The organism is Erythrobacter fulvus, assembly GCF_028595285.1.
In the GTDB taxonomy this organism is placed as follows: Bacteria; Pseudomonadota; Alphaproteobacteria; order Sphingomonadales; family Sphingomonadaceae; genus Erythrobacter; species Erythrobacter fulvus.
Genome location: NZ_JAQQXQ010000001.1, coordinates 203,465 through 227,317 on the forward strand (window position 1 = coordinate 203,465; position 23,853 = coordinate 227,317).

Here is a 23,853-nt window from a genome sequence, read left to right on the forward strand (position 1 = left end):
GTTCATGCGCCTGAAAGTGAGGGAATCCTAGTGGCTTGCCTACCGCCGCACCCCCTGCGGCAGGCAACAAACAAGGAAACAAACGCATGAGGAAAATCGCATTCACCACGCTCACGGCGATGGGCGCGATCGCACTTCCGGCAGCTGCCCAGGCGCAGTCCAACGAGGATCCCAAGGTCGAAGCCTATGTCGGCGCATCGGCGGGGATCCACGATCTCGGCATCGGTCTGCCCGATGACGACGGCGGGATCTACGGCGTGGTTGCCGGGGTCGATGTGCCGGTGGGCAAGACGTTCTTCGTCGGTGCCGAAGGCAATTTCCACATCGGCGACGGCCCGATCGATAACGAATACGGTATTGCCGCGCGCGCCGGTGTGCGCGTTGGCGAAACCGGCAAGATCTATGTTCGCGGCGGTTATCAGGAAGTCGACTTCGACATCCGCAACCTGTTCGGCGTCACCCCGCCGGCCGGGTTCGACACCACCGATGGCGATTACCTTGTCGGTGCGGGCGTCGAGTTCGGTCTGGGCGAAAGCCCAGTCCGCTTCCGCGCCGGGATCGACACCATCGCCTTCGACTCGACCCGTGCGACCGTGGGCGTGCTTTACGCCTTCTGAGGCCTAGGCGACCAATAACAGGGCCGGAGCCGCACCCCGCGCGGTTCCGGCCCTTTTTCTTGCCCGCGTGACAGCGCGACACGCTGCGGCTAGGCGCTGCCATTATGACATCGCCCCGTTTCTCCTTCACGCTCCACGCTACCGACGGCAAGGCGCGCACCGGCACGATTGCCATGCAGCGCGGCGAAATCCGCACGCCCGCCTTCATGCCCGTGGGCACGGCGGCCACGGTGAAGGCGATGAAGCCCGAGGCCGTGCGCGCGACGGGTGCGGACATCATCCTGGGCAACACCTATCACCTGATGCTGCGTCCGGGAGCGGAGCGGGTGGCGCGGCTTGGCGGACTGCACAAGTTCATGAACTGGCCGCGGCCGATCCTCACCGATTCGGGCGGCTATCAGGTGATGAGCCTGTCCGAATTGCGGAAGCTGACGGAAAAAGGCGTCGAATTCCGCAGCCATCTCGATGGGTCGAAGCACATGCTGACCCCCGAACGCAGCATGGAAATTCAGCGCCTGCTCGGCAGCGACATCGTCATGGCTTTTGACGAATGCCCCCGCGCCGACCGTCCGAAGGACGAGATCGCCAGCAGCATGGAACTCTCGATGCGCTGGGCCAAGCGCAGCCGCGAGGGCTTCGACAGTGGCGAGGAACATGCCGCGCGCGCCGCCTTGTTCGGTATCCAGCAGGGCGCGCTGCACGAAGACCTGCGCCGGATCAGTGCCGAAAAGCTGATTGATATCGGTTTCGATGGCTATGCCGTTGGCGGGCTTGCCGTGGGCGAGGGGCAGGAGGCGATGTTCGCCACGCTCGATTTCGCGCCCGACATGCTCCCCGAAGATCGGCCGCGCTATCTGATGGGGGTGGGCAAGCCCGATGATCTGGTCGGCGCGGTTGAGCGCGGGATCGACATGTTCGATTGCGTGCTGCCGACCCGTTCGGGCCGCAACGGGCAGGCCTTTACATGGAACGGGCCGCTTAACCTCAGGAACGCGCGCTTTGCCGAGGACACCGGGCCGCTGGATGATCGCTGCGCCTGTCCGGTCTGCACCACCTATTCGCGTGCCTATATCCATCACCTCGTCAAATCGGGCGAGATGCTCGGCGCGATGCTGGTGACCGAGCACAACCTGAGCTTTTATCAGGCGCTGATGCAGGGAATGCGCGATGCGATTGCGGCGGGCAGATTTGCGTCTTTTGCCAGCGACTTCCGCCGGGATTATCTGCACGCGAAGGCTTGAATCGCGCCGCTTGCGCGTTAGGCTTCGACCCATCGCAGAACCAAGGGGCGCATTAATGATTGGACGGTTTGGGGGTTCCGCCGGGCGGGCGCGGCTGATGCTTGCGCCGGCTCTGGCCGGATTGTGCGCGGCATCGCCGGCATGGGCCGAGGACGAGGGGATCGAAGCCCTCGCCGCGATGTTCGGGGCGCGCGAGACAGTGCTCGACATCTCGCTTTCGCCTTCCGGAGAAAAGGTCGCGTTTGTCTCGGCCGGGCCGGAACATACCGAAGTGCTTAGCGTGATCGATCTTGCCGGCGATGCGCAGGTGCGCCGCATCGTCGTCAATTCCGAAAAGATCGCCGATCTCGATTTCTGCGAATGGGCCAGCGACACCCGTCTTGTGTGTCAGGCCTCGGGCATGGCCAAAAGCGGCGACGGCGTGCTGCTTCCGTTCGAACGGCTTTTCGCGATCGACGATACCGGCGACAATGTGCAGGAGTTGAGCAAGCGCCAGTCCGGCATGGCGCTCGGCTTCGTGCAGCAGGGCGGGGACGTGCTGGCGCTCGACGTTGGCGGGGAGCAGGGGCAGATCCTCATGTCGCGCCAGTCGGTGCATTAATATTCCACCGGCACCCGGCTCGCCAACCGTGAATCCGGGCTCGGCGTCGATCTGGTCGATGTGACCACCGGCAAGCGCCGCCCGCGCGAGCGTGCCGATCCCGCGGCCCAGCGCTACGTCGCCGACGAACAGGGACAGGTGCGCATCAAGGTGCGCGCACGTTATGACGGCAATGGCCGCCTGACCGGCGAATATGATTATTTCTACCGGCGGCAGGACAGCAATGGCTGGGACGCGCTCGACAATCTGACGATCGGGGGAGAGCCCGTGCCGTGGTTCTCGCCGCTGTCGGTCGATAGTGCGCGCAATGTCGCGATCGGCTTCATCGTCAATGGCGGCTATGACGCGATCGCCGAATTCGCGCTCGACGGCACCGGCGCGGGCAGGCTGCTGATGGCGCGCGACGACGTCGATGTCGATACGCTCATCCGCATCGGTCGCCAGCGACGCGTGGTGGGCGCGAGCTATGCCACCGAAAAGCGCGAGGTTGCCTATTTCAGCCCCGAACTGGCCACGCTTGCCGAAAATCTCGGCAAGGCGCTGCCCGATCAGCCGATCATCAACATTGTCGGGGCCAGCAGTGACGAACAGCGTCTTCTGCTGATCGCATCGAGCGATACCCAACCGGGCATGGTCTACCTGTTCGACAAGGCCAAGCGCACGCTGGAACCGATCCTGCCGGTGCGTGCCGGGCTTACCGACCGTGCGATGGGGCGGATGCAGCCGATTACCTATCCTGCCGCCGACGGGACGCAGATTCCCGCCTATCTCACGCTCCCGCCGGGATCCGACGGCAAGAGCCTGCCTGCCATCGTGCTGCCTCACGGCGGCCCGGCGGCGCGGGATGAGTGGGGCTTCGACTGGCTGGTGCAGTTTTTCACCGCGCGCGGCTATGCCGTGCTCCAGCCCAATTACCGCGGTTCCTCGGGCTATGGCGCGGATTGGTATGGCCGCAACGGGTTCAAGGCCTGGGACGTTGCGATCGGCGACGTCAACGATGCGGGGCGCTGGCTGATAAGCGAGGGCATCGCCCGCCCAGATCAGCTGGCCATCGCCGGTTGGTCCTATGGCGGCTATGCGGCGTTGCAATCGCAGGTGCTTGACCCGGCGCTGTTCAAGGCGGTGGTGGCAATCGCGCCGGTCACAGACCTTGGCTATCTGGCCGGCGATGCGCGCCAATATACCAACTATCGGATCGTGCGCGACTATATCGGCGAAGGCCCGCATATCGACGATGGCAGTCCCCGCCGCCATGCGGAGAAGTTCGCGGCCCCCGTCGCCCTGTTCCACGGTACGCGTGATCTCAATGTCGACGTGCGCCATGCCCGCGCGATGGAAAAGGCGCTGCAGGATGCCGGCAAGCCGGTGATCTATCACGAATACGAGGATCTCCAGCACGGCCTTGGCGACAGCAAGGCCCGCATTGACATGCTGGCCACCATCGGGCGGTTTCTCGACGAGGCATTGGGACGCGGCGGATGACGGCGCTTAGGCTCTCGACAAGTCCGCCCCGCTCCGCCTAGGGGCAGCCCCATGACAGACAAACCCCTGAGCCCCGAGGATTGCACCACCATGGCCGAGGTGCGCGCCGGGGTTGATGCACTCGATCGCGAACTGGTGGCGCTGCTGGCGACGCGGTTCGGCTACATGCGCGCAGCCGCACGGATCAAGCAGAGCCGCGATGCGGTGCGTGACGAGGGTCGCAAGGCCAGCGTCATCACCGCCGCCGTGGGCGAGGCCGAAGCGCATGGCATCCCGGGCGACGTTATCGCCGATATCTGGGAACGGCTCGTCGAAGGCTCGATCGCCTACGAATTTACCGAGTGGGACCGGATCAGGGACTGACGCGGCGGGCAAGGAAGTCGGCGAGCCGCGCGGTCTTCTTTGCCGGTGCCTTTTGCCGGATCGAGCGTGCCATTTTCGCGATTCTGGCTTCCCACTTGTCGAGCGTGCGCGGCGGCGTAGTCTCGCCCACCGGACCAAGCGCGAGCATGCGCACCGGTGCAAAGCCGCAGAAGCCCAGAATCTGGCCTTTCCAGCGCCGGATCAGCGGATTGCCGTAATACCATCTGAGGATGAAGGGCGGCGTGTCCATCGTCGCGATCATGTCGGCCGATCGGCCCAACATCAGCCTGTCCCACCACGGATCGTCATCGTGATAGGCAAAGGTGAATTTCGGCAGGAACAGCCGGTCGATCAGGCCTTTCAGCTCCGCCGGTTCTGATCCCCACCACATCGGGAAGGCCACCACGAGGTGATCGCATTCGTCGAGCTGCCGGGCGAGGCGCTGGAGATCCGGCTCCCACTCGGTGCGCTGCTTGTAACCGTGGCGCAGCACCGGCGTGAATTGCAGATCGCGCACCGCCACGCGTGTGACCGTCGTGCCGGCGGGCAGGGCAGCCGCATAGGTATCGAGCAGATGGGTCGTAAGCCGGCCTTTGTCGGGGTGTCCGTCCAGCAGCAAAACGTTCATGATGGTGCGATCCCTCGTTCAAGCGTCCAGAATCAATGGGCGGGATTGCACCAAAAGAAAAGGGCGGCCCCGAAGGAGCCGCCCCGTTTCGTTTCGCCTGATCTGAAACCGATCAGCGCGAGTAGAATTCGACCACCAGGTTCGGTTCCATCGTCACCGGGTAGGGAACTTCGTCGAGCTTGGGCACGCGGGTGAAGCTCACCTTGTCGTTGCCGTCGGGCGCGACGTAATCGGGAATGTCACGCTCGGGCAGGGTCTGCGCTTCGATCACGAGCGCCATTTCCTTAGCCTTGCTGCCGAGGCTGATGACGTCGCCCACGTCGATCCGGCGCGAGGCGATGTTGCACTTCACACCGTTGACGTAGATGTGGCCGTGGCTGACGATCTGGCGCGCGGCGAAGATGGTCGGTGCGAACTTGGCGCGGTAGACCACCATGTCCAGACGACGCTCGAGCAGGCCGATCAGGTTCTGGCTGGTATCGCCCTTCATACGGGCGGCTTCGGCATAGGTGCGCTTGAACTGCTTTTCGGTGACGTCGCCGTAGTAGCCCTTGAGCTTCTGCTTGGCGCGCAGCTGAAGGCCGAAGTCGCTCATCTTGCCCTTGCGGCGCTGGCCGTGCTGGCCGGGGCCGTAGGAACGCTTGTTCACCGGGGAATTGGGACGACCCCAGATGTTTTCGCCCATCCGGCGGTCAAGCTTGTACTTGGCGCTCTTGCGCTTCGACATATGTCGTATCCTTCAAATATGCTGGATCGGCCCAGTGCCGACCATTCAACCCGGCATCGCACCATCGGGACATGCGTCCTGATGCGGCCACCGCTTCACCGGGGTGCGGGGCCCATTCGCGAAGGCGCGCGCATAGCAGGATTGCGCGCACGGTCAAGCGCAACCCGCCATTGGGCACGGGCAATCAGCGCGGGTTATTGAGCTCGCGCCATTGCTCGGTGGTGCGGCAGACCTTGGTCTTGCGGCGGCTCGACATGTCGAGCCGGACATAGCGGCAGATGCGCGAAGGCTCGGCGTTGTCGTCTTGGACATCGGCCTTTTCAGCGGGAGCCTGCTTTTCCTCGGCGGTTTCGCCATCGTTCTGCGGCTCGGCGCTTTGTGCGGCGAGAGCAGCGGAAGCAAACAGCGGCGCAGCAAGCACGGCAAACACCGCACCGGCGCGGAACGACAGCGATTTCATAAGCAATCTCACAGGGTTCGGGAGGTGAAGAGGAGCCCGAGGCCTAACTTGCGATTGCCGGCCTGTCCAATGCAAAAGGCGCAAGCAGCGTCAGTCGCGCGGATTGCGCTCCAGCGTGCTGAGAATGCCGCGCAAGGTGCGAACCTCCAGATGGTTCCAGCCCGGCTTGGTCAGCAACCCGCGCAGCGTGCGGCGGGTGGATTCAGCACGAGCCTCGGGCCGGAAATAGCCGCGCGGTTCGAGCAGTTTTTCGAAATGCGCGACCAGCCCGTCGAGCTCGTCCTGCGGGGCGGGCGGCAGCACGTCCTCGGCAGTCGGTTGCACCAGCACCTCCGCCGCACCCGCGAGCTCGCGCCCGATCCGCGACCATTCATAGGCGACCAGGATCACCGCCTGCGCAAGATTGAGCGAGCCGAATTCGGGATTGATCGGAACGGTCAGGATATTACGGGCCAGCGCCACATCCTCGGTCTCCAGACCTGAACGTTCGGGGCCAAAAATGATCGCATGGCGACCGGGCAGGGTATGGACCTGACGCCCGGCCTCGTCAGCGCCGATCACCGGCTTGGTGACGCCGCGCTTCCTCACAGTGGTCGCATGGACATGGGCGCAATCGGCGACGGCTTCTGCCGTGGTGGCATAGACCTTTGCCTGTTCGAGCACGATGTCCGCGCCCGAAGCGGCGGGGCCGGCCGACGGGTTGGGCCAACCGTCGCGCGGGCTGACGAGGCGCATCTCGGTCAGCCCGAAATTGAGCATCGCGCGCGCCGCCTTGCCGATATTCTCGCCCAGCTGCGGGCGCACAAGAACGATCACCGGCTTGTTCAGATCGGTCATCTTCCTGCCTATTCTTTCGCGGCTTGCTGAACGGTGCTCGCAAATTCTTCGAAGTCGCGCGCCTCGGAAAAATCGCGGTAGACGCTGGCGAACCGGATATAGGCGACAGAATCGATCTGGCGCAGGCCTTCCATCACCAGTTCACCGATGCGGGCAGAGGGCACTTCTGCCTCGCCCGAGGTTTCGACCTGACGCTGGATGCCCGAAATCAGCTGGTCGAGCCGTTCCTGCTCGATATCGCGCTTGCGGCAGGCGAGGGCGATGGATTGTTCGAGCTTCGATCGTTCGAAGGGTTCGCGGCGGTCACCCGACTTTACCACCACGACTTCGCGCAGCTGCACGCGTTCGAAGGTGGTGAAGCGGGCCCCGCAGGACGAACATTGGCGACGGCGCCGGATCGAGGCGTTGTCCTCGGTCGGGCGGCTGTCCTTTACCTGAGTGTCGTCATGGGCGCAAAAGGGGCAGCGCATTCAGGGGGTTATTTCTTTATTCTCTGATAGAGCGCGAATCCGGCGCCTACCGCGAGGCCGACCGGCCAAGAGATCACCGGCAACAGGGCTCCGGCCACCGCACCGATCGCCGCACCGGTCAGGACGGGTGCGGTAGAGGGGTGATTGACCCCCTCCTTGGCCATGCCCGTAATCTCGGCCTTGGCATCTTCGACCCATTCGGGGGTCTGGCGCGGTTCCTGATCGCTCATGGCGGTATCCTTACATGCCGGGATAGACGGGGAAGGCGGCGCAGAGTTCGGACACGCGGCCGCGCACGCTTTCTTCCACCTGCGCATCGCCTTCAGGGCCATTTTTCGCAAGCCCATCAACCACTTCGGCGATCAGCTTGCCGACGATGCGGAACTCCTCCGGGCCGAAGCCGCGGGTGGTGCCGGCGGGCGTGCCAAGGCGGATGCCGCTGGTAACGAAGGGCGAGCGGGTGTCGTAGGGTATGCCGTTCTTGTTGCAGGTCAGGAAGGCGCGATCGAGGCCCTTTTCGGCGTCCTTGCCGGTCACGTCCTTGGCCGTCAGATCGACCAGCATCGAGTGGTTGTCGGTGCCGCCTGAAACGATCCGCAGCCCGTTTTCCTCAAGGCTCGCCGCAAGTGCGCGGGCGTTCTCGACGATGCGGTGGGCGTAGGTCTTGAATTCGGGTTGCAGCGCCTCGCGGAAGGCGACTGCCTTGGCCGCGACGACATGCATCAGCGGGCCGCCCTGAAGGCCGGGGAACACCGCCATGTTGAGCGGCTTGGTATATTTCTCGTCGTTCCACAGGATGATGCCCGAACGCGGACCGCGCAGGCTCTTGTGGGTGGTCGAGGTGACGATGTCGCAATGCGGGAAGGGCGAGGGATGGGCGCCGCCAGCGACAAGGCCGGAGATGTGGCTCATATCGCACAGCAACACCGCGCCCACTTCGTCGGCGATGGCGCGGAAGGCGGGGAAATCCCAGGTGCGCGAATAGGCGGTGCCGCCGCAGATGATGATCTTCGGCTTGCTTTCCCGCGCCTTGGCGGCGACCTCGTCCATGTCGATCAGCTCGCTATCGCGCGAAACGCCATAGGAGACGACATTGAACCACTTGCCGCTCATGTTGACGGGCGAGCCGTGGGTGAGGTGGCCGCCCGAGTTCAGATCCAGACCCATGAAGGTGTCGCCTGGGTTGAGCAGGGCAAGGAACACCGCCTGGTTCATCTGCGAGCCCGAATTGGGCTGCACATTGGCGAAATTGCAGCCGAACAGCTGCTTGGCACGCTCGATCGCCAGCGTTTCGACCACGTCGGCATAGTCGCAGCCGCCGTAGTAACGCTTACCCGGGTAGCCTTCGGCATACTTGTTGGTGAACACCGAGCCAGTCGCTTCAAGCACCGCGCGGCTCGCGATGTTTTCGGACGCGATCAGTTCGATCTTGTCACGCTGGCGGGCGAGTTCCTTGGCGACGGCGGCGGCGATCTCCGGATCGGCGGTGGCCAGATCATCGCGCCAGAACCCCTCCATCGACTGGGCGGCGTGACGGGCGGAGAAATCGGCGGGGGCGGTGCTCATTGATGGGTCTCGATATGATCGGGGAAGAACGGGGGCTGGCCAAGCTTGCCCACCCGGCGCTGGTGACGCCCGGCCGGATCGCCGGCGTCAGCGAATTCGGTGTCAAGGAAAGTGGCAACGCAGGACTTGGCCATTTCGATCCCGACAAGACGCGCGCCCATCGCGATGCAGTTGGCATCATTATGTTCGCGGGCAAGCGCGGCGGAGAGCGGTTCTGACACCAGCGCACAGCGCACTTCGGGGTGACGGTTGACGGCAATTGAAATGCCGATGCCGCTTCCGCACAGGGCGATGCCGAATTCGACTGTCCCTTCCGCGATGATCTCGGCCAGGCGGTAGCCGTAATCAGGGTAATCGACGCTCTGCCCGGGTTCAGGGCCGAGATCGGCGACTTCGTGGCCTTCGTCGATGAGCCATTCGGCAAGGTCTGCCTTCAGCTCGGTCGCGGCGTGATCGGATGCAATGGCGATGCGCATGGCGCTCTACATAAGGGCGCACGGCGATTCTCTCCACCCCGTAAGCGCGCCTTTTCTACGATAAGCGCGGCTCAGTCCGTCAGACGAGCTTTTTGCGCAGCCACTTCCACAATTTATCGACTTCTTTGGCCGCCTTGCCTTGCGGATCGGCCTCGGCAGCTGTTTCGCCCTTGGCGGAGGAGCGGTGGAAGTCCGCGCGTTCGCCCAGCATGATCGGGCAGATGGAAAGCCCCAGGCCCTTGGCGAACTGCTCCGCATAGGCGGTCAGCACCTTCGCGCCGGCGGGCACGGCGTTGAAGACCACGAAAGCGGGGGTCTTCGCCATGGCGACCAGATCGACAATCGGTTCGAGCGCGGCGAGATCGAAGGCGCGCAGCCGGGTGGGGATCAGAACGATGTCCGCCGCCTTGATCGCCTCGCGCGCGGCGGCATCGGCGTGGGGCGGGGTGTCGATCACCACGAAATCCATGCCCTGCTTTCGCGCACTGTCGATGGTGCGAATGAGGCGCGCGGGCGGGCTGGTGACCACCACGGGAAGGAAATCCCCGCGCCAGTCGCTCCACGCCGCCGCGCTTGCTTGCGGATCGGTGTCAACGACGCAGGACTGATGCCCCGCCTGCGCCGCACGTGTGGCGATGTTGACGGCCAGCGTGGTTTTCCCCGAGCCGCCCTTCTGGCTGACGATGGCGATGGTCGCGGTATCTGACTTCGCCATCGTACCCCCCTCCGGCGCTTACTGATCGAGGAACGACCGCATCTTCCTTGACCGGCTCGGGTGCTTGAGCTTCCTCAGCGCCTTGGCTTCGATCTGGCGGATACGCTCGCGGGTCACCGAGAATTGCTGGCCGACTTCTTCCAGCGTGTGATCGGTGTTCATGCCGATGCCGAAGCGCATGCGCAGCACGCGTTCCTCACGCGGAGTGAGCGAGGCCAGCACGCGGGTGACGGTCTCCTTGAGGTTCGCCTGGATCGCAGCATCCACCGGGATGATCGCGTTCTTGTCCTCGATGAAATCGCCGAGGTGCGAGTCTTCCTCGTCCCCGATGGGGGTTTCGAGGCTGATCGGCTCCTTGGCGATCTTCATCACCTTGCGCACCTTTTCCAGCGGCATGGAAAGGCGCTGCGCCATTTCTTCCGGGGTCGGCTCGCGGCCTTCCTCGTGCAGGAACTGGCGGCTCGTACGCACCAGCTTGTTGATCGTTTCGATCATGTGCACCGGAATACGGATGGTGCGCGCCTGATCGGCGATCGAGCGGGTGATCGCCTGCCGGATCCACCATGTCGCATAGGTGCTGAACTTGTAACCGCGGCGATATTCGAACTTGTCGACCGCCTTCATCAAGCCGATATTGCCTTCCTGAATAAGATCAAGGAATTGCAAGCCGCGGTTGGTGTATTTCTTGGCTATGGAAATCACCAGACGCAGGTTCGCCTCAACCATTTCCTTCTTGGCGATACGTGCCTCGCGCTCGCCCTTCTGCACCATGTTGACGATGCGGCGGAACTCGGTGAGGCTCATGCCGGTCTGGGCGGCGATATCGGCGATTTCGCTGCGGATACGCTCGATCGGAGCCTCCTCGCGCTCGGCGAAGGCGGCCCATTTCTTGTCCTTCTTGGCCCGCTCCTTGATCCAGGCATCGTCCATCTCGTTGCCGACATAGGACCCGAGGAAGTCGATGCGCTTGATCTTGTGGCGTTCCGCGAGACGGAGCATCTGCCCGCCCAGCGTCGTCAGGCGGCGGTTGAAGGCATAGAGATTGTCGACCAGGAATTCGATCTTGGTCGCGTGGAACTGCACGGACTCGACCTCGGCGGTCAGCTCTTCGCGCAGCTGTTCGTATTTCTTTTCCTTCGCCGCCGGGAAATCATTGCCCGCCGCCAGCGTGTCGACCCGTTCGGCCTGCAGCTTCTCGAAGCTCTTGAACAGCTTGGTGATGCGCGCGAAGCGTTCGAGCGCCTCGGGCTTCAGCGCAGCTTCCATCTGGGCGAGGGAGAGGGTGTTGTCCTCCTCCTCTTCCTCTTCGCGCTTCGGGCGGCCTTCGCCGTCCTCGTCATCCTCGTCGGCCTCGGGCTCGTCCTCGACCTCGTCGTCCTCGCGGATGGTCGGGCCGGCGGTGGCTTCGGAAATCTCGCCGTCGTCGTCGTCATCCTCGGCGTCGTCGGCCATCTTGTCGGCGGGCGGCTCCTTCGACAGCATCGCATCGAGATCGAGGATCTCGCGCAGCTGCATGTCGCCGTTGTTGAGTGCTTCGGACCACTGGATGATGGCGTGGAAGGTGATCGGGCTTTCACACAGGCCCATGATCATCATGTCGCGCCCGGCCTCGATCCGCTTGGCGATGGCGATTTCGCCTTCGCGGCTGAGCAGTTCCACCGCGCCCATTTCGCGCAGGTACATGCGCACCGGATCGTCGGTACGCTCACCGGTGGCGAGTTTCTTGTTGGCGGCGCGGGCGTCCTTGGCAGGGCCTTTCTTCTCGCCGTCGTCGTCATCGTCGTCATCGTCGTCCGGCACCAGCGCCTCGACACCGTCGCCTTCCTCTTCGCCGTCGGCTTCGGCTTCCTCGTCGCTTTCGACGATCTGCACGCCCATTTCGGAAAGCGCGGTCTGGATGTCCTCGATCTGGTCGGGGCTCATCTCGCCCGAGGGCAGCGCTTCGTTCAGCTCGTCATAGGTGACATAGCCGCGCTTCTTGGCCTTGCTGATCAGCTTCTTGATCGAAGCCTCGTTGAGATCGATCAGCGGGGCGTCTTCCTTCTCGGCCATATGTCTCGTTCAATCCGTTGCCGGGCAGCCGGTTCCTGCGCACAAGCAGGCGGTCGCCAGTTTATCCCATATCCTCCGCCGGAGCGGAGTCGTCATCCGTGGCCGCCGGTGCAGCCTTTCTGCGCCCGAATGCCTTCAGGCGTTCGTCAACTGTCATGAGCTGTGCACGCAGCCTGGTCTGTTCGGCAAACGATCCTTCGGGATCGCTGTCGAAACGGGCTATCGTGGCCGCAAGCGCAGCCTCAAGCGCCGGCCTTTCAACCAGCAGCGACACAGCTTCGGCCAGTTCCTCGCACGCAGCGCCGGTGGATGTGCCTTCATCAAGGAAGGCGTAACGGATGTCTGCCGGCGGGGCAGGAAGGCCTAGCGATTCGCATATGGCGACAGGCGGGCGCGAATCAAGCGTTTCTGCAAGTTCGAAGAGCGATTCGATCAGCCGTGCGGCTTCGCGGTCATGCCGCGCGAGGCTGGAAAGGGCCTCGGCATGGCGGGTGATCTCCTGCGGAAAGCGGGTGAACCCGGCGATCACCGCTGCCAGCAGGCCCTGTCGCTGGCCGCCCGCCATGATGCCCGAAAGCCGCGCACGCGCTTCTTCCGACAGTCCCGGCGGCGGCATTGCGCCCCCGCGCCAGCCGGTTCGCGAGCCGCGCTGCTGCTGGGGGGAATAGGCGGGGCGGGGCGCACGCGGTGGATAGGCGAAGGCGGAGAAGCGGTCGCCAAGCTCGCGGCGGTAAAGCGACTTGATCTCCGGATCGGCGATAGTTTCGACATGCGCCATCAGCCGCGCTTTCAGCCCTGCCTTGGCTTCAGGCGTGGTCAGGGGCTGGGCATCGCGTTCGAATTCCCACAGCGTGTCGATGAGGTTGCTCGGGCTGGCGAGCAACTGCTCCATCGCCTGGCGGCCCTGCGCCTTGATAAGATCGTCGGGATCGAGCCCCGCGGGCAACCGCACGATGGCAAGCGAGCGCATCGGCGCGAGCAGCGGCAGCGCCCGCGTAATCGCCCGCATCGCCGCGCGTTGTCCGGCGGCATCGCCGTCAAAACACAGCACTGGCACTTCGACCATGCGCCACAGCAGTTCGAGCTGCATTTCGGTGAGCGCCGTGCCGAGCGGAGCCACGGCATCCGCGATCCCCGCATTGGCCAGCGCGATCACGTCCATATAGCCTTCGACGACCACCACCCGCCCGCTCTGGCGTGAGGCAGGGGCGGCGCGGTGGAGATTGTAGAGCGTGCGGCCCTTGTCGAACAGCTCGGTATCGGGGGAGTTCAGGTACTTGGCGACGCCATCGCGCTTGTCGAGGATGCGCCCCCCGAACGCGATCACCCGTCCGCGCGCGTCCTGAATCGGCAGCATCACGCGCCCGCGGAACCGGTCGTAGCGCTCACCCTGTTCATTGGCGGCGCGCATGCCCGCGCCCTCAAGCATGTCCTCGCCGAACCCGGAGAGCGCCTTGGGCAGCGCCTGCCGATCATCCGGTGCCCAGCCGAAGCCGAATTCGCGCATTATTGCTGGTGAGAACCCGCGCCTTTGCAGATATTCCCGCGCCGCCCCGCCACCGGGCGCGCCGAGGCTTTCAACAAAGAACCGCTGCGCTGCTTCGGTCACGTCAATCAGGCTGGCGCGCTGTTCGGCACGCTTGGCCATCTGCGGGTCGGGCGCGGGGACTTCCATCCCGGCCTCGGCGGCCAGCTCCTTGATCGCGTCCATGAATTGCAGGCCCGCATGATCGACCATCCAGCTGATCGCATCGCCATGCGCGCCGCAGCCGAAGCAGTGATAGAACTGCTTCTGGTCGTTGACGTAGAAGCTCGGCGTCTTCTCGTCATGGAACGGGCAGCACCCCTTCCATTCACGCCCCGCCCGCGTCAGCTTGACCGACCGCATGACAAGCGAAGACAGCGTGATCCGCGCACGCAGCTCGTCTTTCCATTGCGGGGTGATGGCCATGGGGAATAGGTGCGCCCGAACGCGGCTGCGTTCAAGCGCGACCTTGGCGGTTGTGCGCGATTACGAAAGCGCCGCCTTCACCAGGCCGCTTGCCAGCTTGCCGTCGAGCACTGCGCCGTAGCGGGCTTTCAGCTCGGCCATGACGGTGCCCATATCCTTCATGCTGGACGCGCCGGTTTCGGCCTTGATCGCCTCGATCGCGGCCTTGGTTTCGGCCTCGTCCATCATGCGGGGGAGAAATTCCTCGATAACGCTGAGTTCGGCCTTTTCCTTGTCGGCCAGTTCCTGCCGCCCGCCGCCTTCGTACATCTCGATCGATTCGCGGCGCTGCTTGGCCATTTTCTGCAGAACGCTGACGACCAGTTCGTCATCGGGAATCGCCTTGCCGCTGGTGCGCTCCTCGATGTCGCGGTCCTTGATCTTGGCGCTGATCTGGCGGAGCGCGGCGGTGCGGTCCTTTTCGCCGGCCTTCATCGCGGCGATGGTGGCGGCCTTGATATCATCACGGATCATTACGTGTTTCCTGTGGATTGGAGAATTGGGCGCGCCTCTAACGCAAATAACGCGCCAAGCCTAGGTTGACGCAGGGGGGCGAGGGGCCTAGCGGACGAAACTTAGCAACATCGCTGGCACCACCCCACAACGGAGCGCCCCATGGCCGACCCCGCATCTTCCCGCGCGCAACCTTCAGGGGCCACGGGAGTCCTTGTTCTGGCCGATGGCACGGTGATCTGGGGTCGCGGCTTCGGGGCGACCGGCAGCGCGGTGGGCGAGGTGTGCTTCAACACTGCGATGACCGGCTATCAGGAAGTGATGACCGATCCCAGCTACGCGGCGCAGATCGTCACCTTCACCTTCCCGCATATCGGCAATGTCGGCGCCAATGCCGAAGACGTGGAAAGCAAGGTGGAAGGCGCGGTCGGCTGCATCGTGCGCGAAGACGTGACCGAGCCGAGCAATTTCCGCAGCATCGAGAAGTTCGGCGAATGGCTGGCGCGCAATGGCAAGATCGGCCTGTCGGGCATCGATACCCGCGCGCTGACCCGCCGCATCCGCATGAGCGGCGCGCCCAACGCGGTGATCGCCCATGCGCCGGACGGCAAGTTCGATATCGACGCCCTGCTGAAACGCGCGCGCGAATGGCCGGGGCTGGAGGGCATGGATCTTGCGATCCGCGTCACCCGCGAAGGTGGCGAGCAGTGGGGCGGCGGGGCGTGGACGCTCGGCAAGGGCTATGGCCGCGCGGCGTTTGACGCGAAGCCGCACGTGGTCGCGATCGATTACGGCGCGAAGGACAATATCTTCCGCAACCTCGTGACGGCAGGTGCCCGGGTGACGGTGGTGCCGGCCAAGACGAGCTTTGACGAAATCATGGCGTTGAAGCCCGATGGCGTGTTCCTGTCCAACGGCCCGGGCGATCCGGCGGCGACGGGGGAATATGCGGTGCCGGTGATCCGTGCGCTGCTCGATGCCGATGTTCCGCTGTTCGGCATCTGCCTGGGCCACCAGCTCCTCGCGCTGGCTGCGGGTGCCAAGACGATTAAGATGCATCAGGGCCACCGCGGCGCGAACCACCCAGTCCAGCGCGTGGGCGAGGGCTGGGGCGAGACTTCGGGATTGGTCGAGATCACCTCGATGAACCACGGCTTTGCAGTGGACGCGGCAACGCTGCCCGAAAATGTCGAGCAGACCCATGTGAGCCTGTTCGACGGGACGAATTGCGGGATTGCGATCAAGGGCAAGAACGCCTTCGCGGTGCAGTATCACCCCGAGGCAAGCCCGGGGCCGCAGGATAGTTTCTACCTGTTCGAAAAGTTCGTCGGGGGGCTGGGGTGACTACATCAGATTGGATCACCATCGCGGCAATCATCATTGGCCCAATCGTTGCGGTTGGAATAACACTTTGGATTGAAGAGCGCCGCAAGCGTCGTGACGCCAAGCTGATAACTCTTCGATTGCTGCTTTCGACCCGCGATCTGACGAGCGACCCAAATTACCAAGTTGCGATAAAGTTGGTTCCCATAGAGTTCAATGACTGTTCGAAGGTTCTACAAGCCCACAAAGAATACCTCGAAGCTGCGAACGCCAGTATTGACGGTAAGTCTGAAGATGAGAAACGGACAATCATATCAACGACATCGGTAAAGCAAACGCGGCTTCTGTATGAGATGAGTAGAGCCGTCGGACTAAAGCTTCGCGAAACGGACATACAGACAGGTGCGTTTGGAACTGTCGGATTTTTTTACCGCGATGCGCTGCTTCAGGATTCGCAGCAAGCCATGCGCGATGTGGCGAATATTCTCTGGATGCAAACACGATTGCTAGGCGGCGAAACGTGGGAGCAGATAAAATCGCAACCGGACGCAAACAACAACACCACAGCGGCGCTTAAGCCTTCTGAAAAAAAGAAGAAATAATGCCCAAAAGAACCGACATTTCCTCGATCCTCGTCATTGGCGCCGGCCCGATCATCATCGGGCAGGCCTGCGAGTTCGATTACTCCGGCACGCAGGCGATCAAGGCGTTGAAGGAGGAGGGCTACCGCGTCATCCTAGTCAACTCGAACCCCGCGACGATCATGACCGATCCGGAGTTTGCGGACGCGACCTATATCGAGCCGATCACGCCCGAGATCGTCGCCAAGATCATCGCCAAGGAACGGCCCGATGCGCTGCTGCCGACGATGGGCGGGCAGACGGCACTCAACTGCGCGCTGAAGCTCGACGAGATGGGCGTGCTCGCCGAATACGGCGTCGAGATGATCGGGGCCAAGGCCGACGCAATCGACAAGGCCGAAAACCGCCAGCGGTTCCGCGATGCGATGGACAAGATCGGGCTCGAATCCGCGCGTTCGGGCGTTGCCAACACCGTCGATCAGGCCTTCGCCGTGCTCGAACGCACGGGCCTGCCTTCCATCATCCGCCCCAGCTTCACCCTCGGCGGCACCGGCGGGGGCATCGCCTATAACAAGGCCGAGTTCGAGCGCATCGTGCGCGAAGGCCTCGATGCCTCGCCCACCACCGAAGTCCTGATCGAGGAATCGCTCCTCGGGTGGAAGGAGTTCGAGATGGAGGTGGTGCGCGATCGCAAGGACAATGCGATCATCATCTGCTCGATCGAGAACGTCGATCCGATGGGCGTCCACACCGGCGACTCAATCACCGTCGCCCCGGCGCTGACGCTGACCGACAAGGAATACCAGATCATGCGCTCCGCCAGCATCGCGGTGCTGCGCGAGATCGGCGTGGAAACGGGCGGTTCCAACGTCCAGTTCGCGGTCAATCCCAAGGACGGCCGCCTGATCGTCATCGAGATGAACCCGCGCGTGTCGCGCTCCTCGGCGCTGGCATCCAAGGCGACGGGCTTCCCCATCGCCCGCGTCGCGGCAAAGCTGGCGGTCGGCTACACACTCGACGAGCTCACCAACGAAATCACCGGCGCGACGCCGGCGAGCTTTGAGCCCACCATCGATTACGTCGTCACCAAGATCCCGCGTTTTGCCTTCGAAAAGTTCAAGGGCGCGGCCAATGACCTTTCGACCGCGATGAAGAGCGTCGGCGAAGTCATGGCAATCGGGCGCAACTTCCAGGAAAGCGTGCAGAAGGCGCTGCGCGGGCTCGAAACGGGCCTCGACGGCTTCAACCGCGTGCCCGAGCTGGAAGGTGCGGGCAAGGACGTCATCACCGCTGCGCTCTCGCGCCGCACGCCCGACCGGCTGCTCAAGGTCGGACAGGCCTTCCGCGAAGGGCTGTCGATGGAGGAAATCGCCGCCGTCACCTTCTACGATCCATGGTTCCTGCGCCAGATCGAAGAGATCATCGCTGCCGAGCGCGAGGTGCAGAAGAACGGCCTGCCGATTGACGCACCCGGCCTGCGGCGCCTGAAAGCCATGGGTTTTTCAGATCGGCGCCTTGCCACGCTGGCCGTGCGTTCGGTGGGCGTTGCGGGCGGGCTGGGCGAAACCCAGGCCAAGCGTTCGGGGCTGCTCCACGATGCACTGGTCGCCATGGCAGGCGCCACCAGCGAGGACGAAGTGCGCGCGCTGCGCCACAGGCTCGGCGTGCTGCCCGTGTTCAAACGGATCGACAGCTGCGCCGCCGAATTCGAGGCGATCACGCCCTACATGTATTCGACCTACGAAGCCCCCAGCTTCGGCGAGGCCGAATGCGAGGCCAATCCGTCGGACCGCAAGAAAATCGTCATTCTCGGTGGCGGACCGAACCGCATCGGGCAGGGGATCGAGTTCGATTACTGCTGCGTCCACGCCTGCTTCGCGCTCGGCGAGGAATGGCACGGGCCGGCGTTCGAGACGATCATGGTCAACTGCAACCCGGAAACCGTCTCGACTGATTACGACACCTCAGACCGCCTCTATTTCGAACCGCTGACTGCCGAGGACGTGCTGGAAATCCTGCGCGTCGAACAGCAGTCGGGCGAGCTGGTGGGCGTGATCGTCCAGTTCGGCGGGCAAACCCCGCTGAAACTGGCGCAGGCGCTGGAAGATGCGGGGATTCCCATCCTCGGCACCTCGCCCGATGCGATCGACCTTGCGGAAGACCGCGAACGCTTCGCCAAGCTGGTGAGCAAGCTGAAGCTCCAGCAGCCCGAAAACGGCATTGCCCGCAGCCGTGACGAAGCCGCCGCAGTGGCCGCGCGCATCGGCTATCCGGTGCTGCTGCGCCCGTCCTACGTGCTCGGCGGGCGGGCGATGGAGATCGTCGATTCCGAAGCGCAGCTTGATGATTACATCGCCACTGCAGTGAATGTGTCGGGCGATAGTCCGGTGCTGATCGACCAGTATCTGCGCGATGCGATCGAATGCGATGTCGATGCCGTGTGCGACGGCAACGAAGTGCGCATTGCCGGCGTGATGCAGCATATCGAGGAGGCCGGCGTCCATTCGGGCGACAGCGCCTGCACCCTGCCGCCCTATTCGCTTGGCCCCGACATTATCGCCGAAATGGAGCGTCAGGCCGAAGCGCTGGCCTTTGCGCTGGGCGTGAAAGGGCTGATGAACGTGCAGTTCGCGGTGAAAGACGGCGTGGTCTATCTGATCGAGGTGAACCCGCGCGCCAGCCGCACCGTGCCCTTCGTCGCCAAGGCCACCGGCCAGCCAGTTGCCAAGATCGCGGCGCGGGTTATGGCGGGCGAGCCGCTGTCCAGCTTCGAACCGTTCAAGCGCGATATGCCCTATATGTCGGTGAAGGAAGCGGTGTTCCCGTTTGCGCGCTTCCCCGGCGCCGATCCGGTGCTGAGCCCGGAAATGAAGTCCACCGGCGAGGTTATGGGGATCGATCGCAGCTTCGAGGCGGCCTTCCTCAAATCGCAGATGGGGGCAGGGATGAACCTGCCGCGCACCGGCACGCTGTTCGTTTCGGTCAAGGATACCGACAAGGCAGCGATCGTGCCCGCGATCAGGCGCCTGATCGAACATGGCTTTGCCGTGATCGCCACCGGCGGCACCCAAACCTACCTTGCCGAGCAGGGGCTGGCGGTCGAGCGGGTGAACAAGGTGGCCGAAGGCCAGCCGCATATTGTTGACCGGATCATCGACGGCGAAATCGCGCTGATCTTTAACACCACCGAAGGCTGGCAGTCGCTGATGGACAGCAAATCGATCCGTCAGGCCGCCCTGGCGGGCAAGGTTCCGTACTACACCACCGCCGCCGCATCGCTCGCCGCGGCGGCCGCGATTGCCGCAGTCGGACCCGAGCAGCTTGAAGTCCGGTCATTGCAAGACTATTATGGCATCTAACTGACCTCGCTCTCCCCGACATTCGAAGTTCGTCGCGGTCGCGTTTTTGTGAAAAGCGCGCCGGTCGATATGGGTTTTTTGTCTGTCGGAGAGGGCCACGAGCACACAGGAAGAGACAAAGGCAATGGCAACCATGGAAAAGGTCCCGATGCTGGCCGAAGGTTACGAGCGGTTGACCGCCGACCTCAAGGCCCTGCGCGAGGAGCGCCCCAAGATCGTCGAGGCAATCGAGGAGGCTCGTGCGCACGGCGACCTTTCGGAAAACGCCGAATATCACGCCGCCAAGGAACGGCAGGGTCAGGTCGAAGCGATGATCGGCGAGATCGAGAACATGGTCAGCCGTGCGCAGATCATCGATCCCACCACGCTGTCGGGCGACAAGATCATCTTCGGCGCGACCGTGACGCTGCTTGACGAGGCCGACAAGCCGATCCGTTACCAGATCGTCGGCCAGACCGAGGCGGACGCCAACAAGGGCCGCATCTCCTACAACTCGCCGCTCGCCCGCGCGCTGATCGGCAAGCAGGTGGGTGACGAGATCGAGGTGACGGTGCCGTCGGGCGAGAAGTTCTACCTCGTCGACAAGATCGAATTCATCTGAGCACGATCGTATAATGGCCACGCCGCGCGTCAGACCGATCGCAGAGCGGCGGGTGGCCGAGGACTTTCTGGCGCGGGGCGCGACCGGCATGGCCGATGCCATGGCCTACGCGCCGACGCGCGCCAGCCGCCAGCGTGCGTTTGAACGCCTCAAAGGTGCGGATGTGCTGCGCACCGACGGCAAGGGGCGCTGGTGGCTCGACGAGGCGCAATGGAAGCGGCATCGCTCCAACCGCCGCACCCGCGTGGTGCTGACCATGCTTGCCGTGGCAGCAGCGGGTGCCTTCGCCGCGCTGCGTTGATCCTAGCCTGACAGCCCTTTTTTCCCCGGATCTCGGCGAGTTTCGGCGTTTTTGGGGCGTTTTTCGAGCGATCTCGGCAGTTTTCGGCGATGTTTCATGTGAAACATCGCGCTGTGGCGCCTGTCACCCGAGCTTTCGCTCCATCGCATAATTATGGATCGGCACGTCACGGCCTTCATGCGTAATGCTGAAGTCGCGGCGATGCAGCATCACATAACCGGTGCGTTCAAACACAGGCCGCGCCAGCTCGCTTGCTTCGGTGAACAGCCGTTCGATTCCCATAACGATCGCCCGCTTCTCTGCCTCAGCCAGCAATCTCATCGCCAGCCCCCGACCGGCGTGATCGGGGTGGCAATAAAGCATGTCGAGATGCCCGGCCGCTTCGAACAGGGCATAGGCAACCGGGGTGTCGCCTGCATCGACCGCAAGGATGATCGTGTCGCCCTTTGCCGCGCTGGCGATAAAGCGTTCCGGCCCGGGATGGCGGGCTGCCCATGCGGCGACCTGTTTGGGACTATAGGCCCGCGCACCGATGGCGCGGATCGCCGCGCCCGTCAGTTCGGCGAGCGCTTCGGCGTCGGTATCGCGGAACAGGCGGACGGCATGATCCATGACGTCCCGCCGGCGCTATTCTTCGGGGGTCAGCAGCTTATGAATGTGGACCACGACGTACTTCATTTCGGCATCGTCGACGGTGCGCTGCGCCTGTGCGCGCCACGCATCGACCGCTGCTTCGTATGAGCTGAACACGCCGACGACGTGGATGCTTTCGGGATCCTGGAATTCGATCCCGCGCGGATCTTTGACGCGGCCGCCCATCACGAGGTGGAGCCGCTGGGTAGGGGTGGTTTCTGCCATGTTATGAACCCTTGGGGAGGAAGGATGCGCGCTCCCTTAGCGGCTCGGGCGGCGAGGGCAAGTCCGCGTCAGGATTTGCGTTTGCCGACGATCCCGGATTCGGCGTCTTCGTCCCGGTCCGATCCCGGTCGGTTGCCTTCGAGCAGGTCTTCCACCAGCTTCATGCCATAGGCAATCGCGGCATCGCCAAGCAGCGCACCGATACGCGATCCGCCGCGAGTGGCCATGCCTTTTGCGCCCGCTGCCGCGCTGCTCGCCGCGCCGGATACAGCCGTCCCGACTCCGCCGATGGCCTGTGCGGCCACACGCCGGCCCGGCCGCGTCGCAAGGCCCGCCAGCAGGCCTAGCGCCAGCGCGCCGCCGATCACGGTCAGCGGGTGGGCGCGGGTATATTCCGTAGCCGCCGCGGCAGCCTCGCGCGCCTGATCGGCCAGCGACCTTTCGGCATTGCGACGCTCGGCCGCCTCGATCTTCGCGCGCAGCGCATCGCGCTGTCCGGTTGCCAGATCATTCATGCTGCATTGTCCTTGATTGTATCGGGGAAAAGATCCGCTTCGATATTCTGATCGGCGAGGGCTGCATCATCCCCGGCATGGTCGTCAGCGCCGGTCCCTTCACCCTCCATCAAGCCTTCGACCAGATCGAGAATCGGGCCGCGCATCACCCACAGCAGGATCGCGCCGATCAGCACAGCCAGCACGCCGGGATTGTCGCTGGCGCGCTGCTTGGCCTGTTCGAGCACATCGGCAGCGCCGTCGCGGATACGCGATGTGACAGTGGTGCTCACGCTGGAGGATACACGGCTTGCCACGCCCTGTTCGCCGAGACTGGCGCGCAGGCGGGCAATGTCCTCCTCCAGCACCACACGCGCGGCATCGCGCAAGGCCCGGTCTTCGATGAAGCGGGGGGGCAGGGCCGTCATGCGCCTTTGCTCCCGTCGCTTTCGAACAACGCGGCGAGCAGTTCGCCATCGCGCCTTGCACGCAGCACCAGCAAGACGACACCGCACAGCATCACGCCGACCACGATCGCGATTGCGCCCCAGATGCTGACCAGCGGCGCAAGCGCGATCACCGCGCCTACCGCCAATGCGATCAATGCGATGTGGAGCAATACCAGCGCCAGCACCAGCAGCACCACCGCGTGACCCGCCGTCTTCCCGGCAATCGCGGCGCGGGTCTTCTGGAAGGCAACCTCCGCCTCGGCATAGGTGCGCGCATCATCGGCCAGCACCGCGATTTCCTCGCGCAGTGCGGTCAGCGCATCGCCTGCGGCGACGAAGACATCCTCGGCATCGCCGCCGGCGGCGTCCGCGGCTGCCGACGCGTCAGCGGGTTCGGGTTCCTGCATTGGCGGATCCTGCAAGCTTCAGGCTTCCCCTATTCGCTCAGTCGCGCCGCCCGCCCAGCATGCGGGCAAGGAAAAAGCCTGCGATTGCGGCAATGCCGACCGCGAGGCCGGGGCTTTTGCGCACCATTTCGCGGGCGTCATCGCCAAGTTCCTCGACGCTCTTGGAATCGAGCTTGGCCGAGGTTTCCTGCAGGCTGCGTGATGCCTTGCGGGCATAATCGCCATATTGCTCGCCGAAGCGTTCGTCGATCTGCGGGGCAGTCTCGCCTACGACCTTGCCGAGCGAGGCGATCGCGTCGCTGGTGGCCTTCTTGCCTTCGACCGCGAGTTCGCCCGCGCGACCAAGCGCCTTGTCGCCATAGGTCTTGGCTTCGCTCACCAGATCGGTGCCCTTGGCCTTGGCCTGTTCGCCATAGGTGCCGACGCGGGTTTCGGCTTCGGCGCGCAGCGCGGCGGCGCCGGCCTTGGCTTCTTCAAGCGCGGCGTTGAAACGGCTCTTGGCTTCGGTGGTGTGGCTGGCGGGGGTTGCGGGCGGCGCGTCCTTCCCGCGCGCAGTCGCACCGGTTTTGCGTGCGGCTGCCTTGGCCGGGCCGGCGCTCTTGCTGGTTGCGCCCTTGGCCGATTTCGCGGGGGTTTTCTTGGTGGAGGTGGTGTCTGCCATGGCGGTCTTCCTCGTCTTTCCTAATGTCCGGTAACACCCGCGCCGCGCGCTTGCGCAGGAGACTTCCCGCGCATAGGGACGCAGCACGAAGGGCGTGAGCCAGAATCATGCCGTGCAAAGTGTCTTATCATCCTACAACAC

Annotated in this window: 28 protein-coding genes; 10 read left to right on the forward strand and 18 right to left on the reverse strand. The window is 64.0% G+C overall.

Annotated elements, in window-relative coordinates; translation table 11 throughout:
- Window positions 1-86 precede the first annotated feature (86 nt).
- The 5 genes from OIK40_RS00955 to OIK40_RS00975 all read left to right on the forward strand — a co-directional run bounded on the left by OIK40_RS00955 (window position 87) and on the right by OIK40_RS00975 (window position 4,304).
- Window positions 87-617: an outer membrane protein gene (locus OIK40_RS00955; protein ID WP_273675439.1), complete on the forward strand. Its 531-nt coding sequence runs from the start codon at window positions 87-89 to the stop codon at window positions 615-617.
- A gap of 104 nt (window positions 618-721) precedes the next feature.
- Complete coding sequence (gene tgt / locus OIK40_RS00960) at window positions 722-1,858, forward strand: tRNA guanosine(34) transglycosylase Tgt (RefSeq protein ID WP_273675441.1); 1,137 nt, start codon at window positions 722-724, stop codon at window positions 1,856-1,858.
- A 55-nt stretch (window positions 1,859-1,913) separates the two neighbouring features.
- Window positions 1,914-2,459, forward strand: coding sequence for a hypothetical protein (locus OIK40_RS00965; RefSeq protein ID WP_273675443.1), 546 nt, complete (start codon window positions 1,914-1,916; stop codon window positions 2,457-2,459).
- A 60-nt stretch (window positions 2,460-2,519) separates the two neighbouring features.
- Window positions 2,520-3,941 carry an alpha/beta hydrolase family protein gene (locus OIK40_RS00970; RefSeq protein WP_273675445.1) on the forward strand — a complete coding sequence of 474 codons (1,422 nt, stop codon included), beginning with the start codon at window positions 2,520-2,522 and terminating at the stop codon, window positions 3,939-3,941.
- Between the two features lie 51 nt (window positions 3,942-3,992).
- On the forward strand, window positions 3,993-4,304 hold the full coding sequence (locus OIK40_RS00975; protein ID WP_273675446.1) for a chorismate mutase: 312 nt from the start codon (window positions 3,993-3,995) through the stop codon (window positions 4,302-4,304).
- On the opposite strand, the gene OIK40_RS00980 is transcribed toward OIK40_RS00975, so the two are convergent.
- The 12 genes from OIK40_RS00980 to OIK40_RS01035 all read right to left on the reverse strand — a co-directional run bounded on the left by OIK40_RS00980 (window position 4,294) and on the right by OIK40_RS01035 (window position 14,699).
- Window positions 4,294-4,932, reverse strand: a complete 639-nt coding sequence (locus OIK40_RS00980; RefSeq protein ID WP_273675447.1) for an NAD(P)H-dependent oxidoreductase — start codon at window positions 4,930-4,932, stop codon at window positions 4,294-4,296. The genes OIK40_RS00975 and OIK40_RS00980 overlap by 11 nt on opposite strands.
- 112 nt (window positions 4,933-5,044) lie before the next feature.
- On the reverse strand, window positions 5,045-5,659 hold the full coding sequence (gene rpsD, locus OIK40_RS00985) for a 30S ribosomal protein S4 (RefSeq protein ID WP_273675449.1): 615 nt from the start codon (window positions 5,657-5,659) through the stop codon (window positions 5,045-5,047).
- Between the two features lie 184 nt (window positions 5,660-5,843).
- Complete coding sequence (locus OIK40_RS00990) at window positions 5,844-6,119, reverse strand: hypothetical protein (RefSeq protein ID WP_273675451.1); 276 nt, start codon at window positions 6,117-6,119, stop codon at window positions 5,844-5,846.
- A 90-nt stretch (window positions 6,120-6,209) separates the two neighbouring features.
- Window positions 6,210-6,956 (reverse strand): RNA methyltransferase, encoded by a 747-nt coding sequence (locus OIK40_RS00995; protein WP_273675452.1) that lies wholly within the window; start codon window positions 6,954-6,956, stop codon window positions 6,210-6,212.
- An 8-nt stretch (window positions 6,957-6,964) separates the two neighbouring features.
- Window positions 6,965-7,426 (reverse strand): transcriptional regulator NrdR, encoded by a 462-nt coding sequence (nrdR, locus tag OIK40_RS01000; RefSeq protein WP_273675453.1) that lies wholly within the window; start codon window positions 7,424-7,426, stop codon window positions 6,965-6,967.
- An 8-nt stretch (window positions 7,427-7,434) separates the two neighbouring features.
- Entirely contained in the window at window positions 7,435-7,656 is a 222-nt protein-coding gene (locus tag OIK40_RS01005; RefSeq protein WP_273675454.1) for a hypothetical protein, read from the reverse strand.
- Window positions 7,657-7,666: 10 nt separating this feature from the next.
- On the reverse strand, window positions 7,667-8,992 hold the full coding sequence (gene glyA / locus OIK40_RS01010; protein WP_273675456.1) for a serine hydroxymethyltransferase: 1,326 nt from the start codon (window positions 8,990-8,992) through the stop codon (window positions 7,667-7,669).
- Complete coding sequence (locus tag OIK40_RS01015; RefSeq protein WP_273675458.1) at window positions 8,989-9,468, reverse strand: RpiB/LacA/LacB family sugar-phosphate isomerase; 480 nt, start codon at window positions 9,466-9,468, stop codon at window positions 8,989-8,991. The genes glyA and OIK40_RS01015 overlap by 4 nt, the downstream gene beginning before the upstream one ends.
- A gap of 79 nt (window positions 9,469-9,547) precedes the next feature.
- Window positions 9,548-10,183 carry a ParA family partition ATPase gene (parA, locus tag OIK40_RS01020; protein WP_273675460.1) on the reverse strand — a complete coding sequence of 212 codons (636 nt, stop codon included), beginning with the start codon at window positions 10,181-10,183 and terminating at the stop codon, window positions 9,548-9,550.
- A gap of 18 nt (window positions 10,184-10,201) precedes the next feature.
- Window positions 10,202-12,235 (reverse strand): RNA polymerase sigma factor RpoD, encoded by a 2,034-nt coding sequence (rpoD, locus tag OIK40_RS01025; protein ID WP_273675462.1) that lies wholly within the window; start codon window positions 12,233-12,235, stop codon window positions 10,202-10,204.
- Between the two features lie 61 nt (window positions 12,236-12,296).
- The gene (gene dnaG, locus OIK40_RS01030) at window positions 12,297-14,186 is read right to left on the reverse strand and encodes a DNA primase (protein WP_273675464.1); all 1,890 of its coding nucleotides are present in this window, start codon (window positions 14,184-14,186) and stop codon (window positions 12,297-12,299) included.
- Window positions 14,187-14,246: 60 nt separating this feature from the next.
- A complete protein-coding gene (locus OIK40_RS01035) occupies window positions 14,247-14,699 on the reverse strand; it encodes a GatB/YqeY domain-containing protein (RefSeq protein ID WP_273675465.1) in 453 nt (150 codons plus the stop codon).
- A 141-nt stretch (window positions 14,700-14,840) separates the two neighbouring features.
- Between OIK40_RS01035 and carA the strand changes: the two genes are divergently transcribed.
- The 5 genes from carA (at window position 14,841) to OIK40_RS01060 (ending at window position 20,843) form a co-directional block, all read left to right on the forward strand.
- Window positions 14,841-16,022 (forward strand): glutamine-hydrolyzing carbamoyl-phosphate synthase small subunit, encoded by a 1,182-nt coding sequence (carA, locus tag OIK40_RS01040; RefSeq protein WP_273675466.1) that lies wholly within the window; start codon window positions 14,841-14,843, stop codon window positions 16,020-16,022.
- A complete protein-coding gene (locus OIK40_RS01045) occupies window positions 16,019-16,603 on the forward strand; it encodes a DUF6680 family protein (protein WP_273675468.1) in 585 nt (194 codons plus the stop codon). The genes carA and OIK40_RS01045 overlap by 4 nt, the downstream gene beginning before the upstream one ends.
- Window positions 16,603-19,941 carry a carbamoyl-phosphate synthase large subunit gene (gene carB / locus OIK40_RS01050; RefSeq protein ID WP_273675470.1) on the forward strand — a complete coding sequence of 1,113 codons (3,339 nt, stop codon included), beginning with the start codon at window positions 16,603-16,605 and terminating at the stop codon, window positions 19,939-19,941. The genes OIK40_RS01045 and carB overlap by 1 nt, the downstream gene beginning before the upstream one ends.
- A gap of 124 nt (window positions 19,942-20,065) precedes the next feature.
- A complete protein-coding gene (greA, locus tag OIK40_RS01055; RefSeq protein WP_273675472.1) occupies window positions 20,066-20,542 on the forward strand; it encodes a transcription elongation factor GreA in 477 nt (158 codons plus the stop codon).
- A gap of 13 nt (window positions 20,543-20,555) precedes the next feature.
- The gene (locus OIK40_RS01060; RefSeq protein WP_273675474.1) at window positions 20,556-20,843 is read left to right on the forward strand and encodes a hypothetical protein; all 288 of its coding nucleotides are present in this window, start codon (window positions 20,556-20,558) and stop codon (window positions 20,841-20,843) included.
- Between the two features lie 123 nt (window positions 20,844-20,966).
- Here OIK40_RS01060 and OIK40_RS01065 read toward each other — a convergent pair whose 3' ends face one another.
- The 6 genes from OIK40_RS01065 to OIK40_RS01090 form a co-directional block, all read right to left on the reverse strand.
- A complete protein-coding gene (locus OIK40_RS01065; RefSeq protein ID WP_273675476.1) occupies window positions 20,967-21,455 on the reverse strand; it encodes a GNAT family N-acetyltransferase in 489 nt (162 codons plus the stop codon).
- A gap of 15 nt (window positions 21,456-21,470) precedes the next feature.
- Window positions 21,471-21,701, reverse strand: a complete 231-nt coding sequence (locus tag OIK40_RS01070) for a DUF4170 domain-containing protein (RefSeq protein ID WP_273675477.1) — start codon at window positions 21,699-21,701, stop codon at window positions 21,471-21,473.
- Between the two features lie 68 nt (window positions 21,702-21,769).
- Window positions 21,770-22,216 carry a hypothetical protein gene (locus OIK40_RS01075; protein WP_273675478.1) on the reverse strand — a complete coding sequence of 149 codons (447 nt, stop codon included), beginning with the start codon at window positions 22,214-22,216 and terminating at the stop codon, window positions 21,770-21,772.
- Window positions 22,213-22,623 (reverse strand): hypothetical protein, encoded by a 411-nt coding sequence (locus OIK40_RS01080; RefSeq protein ID WP_273675479.1) that lies wholly within the window; start codon window positions 22,621-22,623, stop codon window positions 22,213-22,215. The genes OIK40_RS01075 and OIK40_RS01080 overlap by 4 nt, the downstream gene beginning before the upstream one ends.
- Window positions 22,620-23,051: a phage holin family protein gene (locus OIK40_RS01085; protein ID WP_273675480.1), complete on the reverse strand. Its 432-nt coding sequence runs from the start codon at window positions 23,049-23,051 to the stop codon at window positions 22,620-22,622. The genes OIK40_RS01080 and OIK40_RS01085 overlap by 4 nt, the downstream gene beginning before the upstream one ends.
- Before the next feature lie 37 nt (window positions 23,052-23,088).
- Entirely contained in the window at window positions 23,089-23,712 is a 624-nt protein-coding gene (locus tag OIK40_RS01090; RefSeq protein WP_273675481.1) for a hypothetical protein, read from the reverse strand.
- Window positions 23,713-23,853: the final 141 nt, after the last annotated feature.